Genomic DNA, 5,046 nt, shown 5'->3' with positions numbered 1-5,046 from the left:
CAGGTATTAGTGAGTATATGCAATTTTTTAAAAGGAAGTGCAGTCGGTGCAGGAATTAGATTTTGAAAAAGAAGTCGTTGAAACTTTAACGACTGGGAAAAATCAGTGGGTGGAACGAAAAGATTTATATATGGCAACGCCGGATAAACTCTGGGCTAATTTACGTGACAAAATTAATAATAATAATTATGCAAAATTGCATGGGAATCCACTGACTGAGAATGAGTTTAATCAAATAAAACGGGCAATTGAGGTACCTAATCCATATCAAGCCGCTAAGTTATTGGCGGCTGAGAATGGTATCGGTAAAGTTGAGATTCAACGTGATGATGCTAAAGAAGGTAAAGTTGTCCTGGAATTATTTTGGAAAGCCGATGTTGCTGGCGGAAAATCAAGCTATGAAGTTGTTCGTCAGGCAGTTCGGCCAGCACTCAGGCCAGGGGATGCAAAACGCCGGTTTGATGTGACACTATTAATCAACGGCTTACCACTGATTCAACTTGAATTTAAAAAATCAACAGTTGAATTAACAAAGGCTTTCAATCAGATTCAAAAGTATGCACTTGAAGGAAAGTACACTGGCATCTACTCGTTGATTCAGATGTTTGTCATCATGAGTCCAGACAGTTCAGCTTATTTTGCCAATGCTGAACCGGACAAATTCAATAAATCATTTATTTTTAAATGGCGCACGCCGGATAATCATCCGGTTGAAAATGGAATCGATTTTACTAAACAAGTTTTGAATATTCCAATGGCTCATAAGTTAGTCGGTGAATATACCGTGATTGATGAAGAAAGAAAGAGTCTGATCCTTTTGCGTCCTTATCAAATCTACGCCATTGAAGCTGTAATGCGCCGCATTCATGAACATAAAGATGGTTTTGTTTGGCATACGACTGGTTCAGGTAAAACTTTAACATCATACAAAACAGCTAAATTGGCGGCTCAAGATCCAGGGGTTGATCGGGTAATTTTCCTAGTCGATCGCAAAGATTTGGATGAACAAACAACTAGTAATTTTTCAGCTTATGCCGCTAATGACGATATTTCAATCAAAGAAGTTGAAAATACTGGTGATTTAATGCGCAAATTGCGTGAAAAAGACGGCAAAGTTTTGGTGACCTCAATTCAAAAACTGCATCGGGCAGTAAAAAGACAGCAGGAATTTGAAAAAGAGGGCAAAACTACTCGTTTTGGCAAAATTTTGCAAAAACGGGTTATTTTCTTTGTTGATGAAGCTCATCGCTCGCAATTTGGTAAAATGCAAAAAGAAATCCGTGAAGCCTTTATCAATAGTAACTGGTACGGCTACACTGGAACGCCAATTTTTAACGAGAATAAAAAGCAGATCAAAGGTGAATTGGCAGTTACAACTGAAGAATTATTTGGCAAAGTTTGCCATACTTACAATATTCGCAATGCTCTTGAAGACCAGGCTGTTTTGCCCTTTAATGTTGAACATGTCAATACAATTGATCAGGATACTTTAGTCAAACGAGCTATTCAAAGCGAAAAAGACAAATTAATTAAGAAGAGAGCCAAGCAAGGACGAGATGTATCATCATTTGACATTTCTAATCTTCATGATGAAGTTAGAAAATTATCTGATTTAGAATTGGAGAAGAATTACATCAAGAATGAAGACTATGAAAAAGGCGATGAACATCTAAATCAAGTTGTCGAATATATTTTGAAAAATGGACCGCGGAAAACTAGTTTAGGAAATGGTAATTTTAATGCTATTTTGACCACCAGTTCAATTGCTATGGCACAAAGGTATTATGCAGCTTTTAAAAAGAAGAAAAAGGATTTTCAGAACAAAATTGATCCTGATTGGCCACGGATAGCGATTACTTATTCATTGGCAGAAAATGATGACAATAGTGGTAATGAACATCAAAAATTGAGTGAAATCCTCAAAGATTACAATCAGCAGTATCAGACTAATTTTGGGATGGATGATTTGAGTGCTTATAATGAAGATGTCGCCAAACGAGCTGCTCGCAGAGAATCGTATTATGCCCATTTAAAACCAAGTCAGGATATCAATTTAGTGATCGTGGTTAAAAGACTACTAACTGGATTCGATGCTCCAAGATTAAATACGCTATTTGTTGACCGGATGCTTGAATATCAAGAATTGATCCAGGCGTATTCGCGGACAAACCGTTTACAGAATCGTGATTTAAAACGTGAAGGCCAGATCGTTACTTTCCGCCGACCGGCTGTCATGGAAGAAAATGAAAAAGAGGCTTATCGTTTATACAGTGGTGAGGGATCTTTCAGCATTGTGATGCGGCCAAAATATAATGAAGCCGTTGAGCAGTTTCAAGCGGCAGTTGGAGATTTAAAGCAAATTGCCCCAAGCCCAAATGCTGCCGATGATTTGAAAAGCAATGCCGATAAAGTTCAGTTCGTTAAAGCTTTTCGCCGAGTAGCTAACCAATTAAATTCTTTAGTAATGTACAAGGACTTTACTTGGAAAAACGGTGAAAAGAATTTTGGAATCACTGATGAAGAAATTGAACACTATACTGGAAAATTCGAACGGATCAAACATGAAATTGAAGTTGGTATTAAAGATGGCGATGAATTAGCTGGCCTTGACTTTTCTTTATCGATCAGTTCAATCGTTAAAGTCGACTATGATTATCTGACAAGTTTGATTCAAGATATGTTAGATCAGCAAAAGCAGTATTCAACGATTGCTGAAAAGCAAGAACATCTGTCTGAGTATGTTCAAGAACAAGCAGAAATCAGCAAAAAGGTTAACGAATTAAAAGAAATTCACCCTGATGATGCTCAGCTGATTAATGAAGCATTCCCCTATATTCGAGAAAAGCTTGATGAGTATCGGCAAAAAGAAAAGATTGGAAAACCAGTTAAAGAACTTGACGCAGCTGAATTAATCGCGGAATTTGCTGAAAATAGGTTAGATCAAAAAACTAAAGAATTTGCTGAACTTTGGGGCCTAAATCAAAAAGCTTTGCTGCGAGTTGCACGAGAACACAAAATTGGGACTAATATTTGGCGGCATGAACAAGAACTTACCGAAAGTGCTGATGTAACTCAGGCAAGAAAGGCGCAAGCTGCTTCAAAAGCAGGTCTGCAGTTTCGAGGACCATTACCGGTTTATCGAGTCAAAGCGCAAAAAGCATGGCGTAGCTTTATTGAGAATAATTTAAAAGTTTATTTGAAGAGATAAATTAAAGACCGATTTTTTAAGGAAATCGGTCTTTAAAAAAAGATAACAACTATTTATATTTTAGTTGTATTTCAAGTAATGTAAAATCTTATTAGTTAAACATTAAAAAGTGGGAGAATCAAAATGCCAGAAAAAAGTAGTCAAGCTAAAAGTTTAGAAAGTGCACTTTGGAATGCCGCCGATGTCTTGCGGGGCAAGATGGATGCATCAGAGTATAAGAATTATTTATTAGGGATGATTTTTTATCGCTTCTTGTCTGAAAAGACTTTAGATGCCTTTGAAGAATGGTCAGGGGAAAGTGAAAATATTGCCGCGGCATACAAAAAGTATATGCAGCCAGGATTCAAAATTGAAGGTATCGAGATGAAAGAGCCGGCAACTAATTACTTGAAAAATGCTTTAGGTTATTTTATTAAGCCTGAAGCTTTGTATGGTTCGTTAATTGAAAAAATTCGAAAACATACTTTTGCACTTGATGATTTATCACAAGCATTGCATGACTTGGAACGTTCGACACAAAATTTGCGTTCAGCGCAGGATTTTTCCGGATTGTTTGATGATGTTGATTTAAGTAGCAATAAATTAGGTAGTTCTTTGCAACAGCGAAATCAAGCAATCAGTGATACAATGCTGGCCTTAAATGAAGTCGACTTGACAGAACATAATGGTGATGTTTTAGGGGATGCTTATGAATATCTGATTGCACAGTTTGCCAGTGATGCGGGGAAGAAGGCCGGTGAGTTTTATACGCCGCATGAAGTTTCAGATATCATTGCCCAAATTGTCACTTACCAGCGGGATAAAGGCGACAATCAAATTCGGACGATTTACGATCCGGCAGTTGGTTCAGGATCGTTGCTGTTAACAGTGGGTCAGCATGTCGATAATCCAAAATTAATCAGCTATCATGGCCAAGAATTAAATACCACTACATATAATTTGGCTCGCATGAACTTAATGCTGCATGGTGTTTCATATGACGACATGCATCTGCATAATGGAGATACTTTGAGCAAAGATTGGCCGACTGATGAACCATATTTGTTCGATGCTGTGGTCATGAATCCTCCTTACTCCGCTCACTGGGATAACAGTGAAAAGCGGCTGAGTGATCCACGCTTCCGAGATTACGGAGTATTGCCGCCTAAATCAAAAGCTGATTTTGCCTTTTTACTGCATGGCTTTTATCATCTGCAAGAAAATGGCACGATGGGGATTGTTTTACCGCATGGCGTTTTATTCAGAGGTGCAAAAGAGGGCAAGATTCGACAGAAGTTAATTGAAGATAATCATATTGATGCCATTATTGGCTTGCCGGCTAATATTTTTCATTCAACCAGCATTCCAACTTTGATTATGATTTTAAAGAAACATAAGCATAATGATAATGTACTGTTTATCGATGCCTCACGTGATTTTGAAAAAAACAAGAATCAAAATATTATTCGGCCACAAGACATAGCAAGAATTGTTAAGACCTACAAAGAACGAAAAGATGTTGATAAATACGCTCATGTGGCAACTTTAGCTGAAATTAAAGAAAATGATTATAATCTCAATATTCCGCGATATGTTGATAATTTTGAACCAGAACCGGATATTGATTTAGTTAAAGTTGCAACTGATTTACAAGAGGTAGACAAAAAAATAGCTGAAAACAAAAAACAATTGTTAGATATGATGGATGAGCTGACAGGAACAGATGAAAAATCAGCTAAACAACTAGACCAATTTAAGAAACTAATGCGGGAGCTGATTTAATGAACACAAAAAAAAATGCTAAAAAAGTACCTGCAATCAGGTTTGCAGGATTTAATGATGATTGGGAACAGCGTAAG

General features: G+C 37.2%; 2 protein-coding genes. Both read left to right on the top strand.

Translation table 11 applies throughout. The annotated features are described in order from the left end of the window. Positions 1-46 precede the first annotated feature (46 nt). The gene (locus ON15_RS11085) at positions 47-3,208 is read left to right on the top strand and encodes a type I restriction endonuclease subunit R (RefSeq protein WP_010581560.1); all 3,162 of its coding nucleotides are present in this window, start codon (positions 47-49) and stop codon (positions 3,206-3,208) included. A gap of 123 nt (positions 3,209-3,331) precedes the next feature. Beyond that, positions 3,332-4,969, top strand: coding sequence for a type I restriction-modification system subunit M (locus ON15_RS11080; RefSeq protein WP_010581559.1), 1,638 nt, complete (start codon positions 3,332-3,334; stop codon positions 4,967-4,969). Positions 4,970-5,046 lie beyond the last annotated feature (77 nt).

This window comes from Liquorilactobacillus vini DSM 20605 (assembly GCF_000255495.1).
Classification (GTDB): domain Bacteria; phylum Bacillota; class Bacilli; order Lactobacillales; family Lactobacillaceae; genus Liquorilactobacillus; species Liquorilactobacillus vini.
The sequence above is the reverse complement of the archived record's forward strand: the minus strand, read 5'-3'. Positions and strand labels throughout refer to the sequence as shown.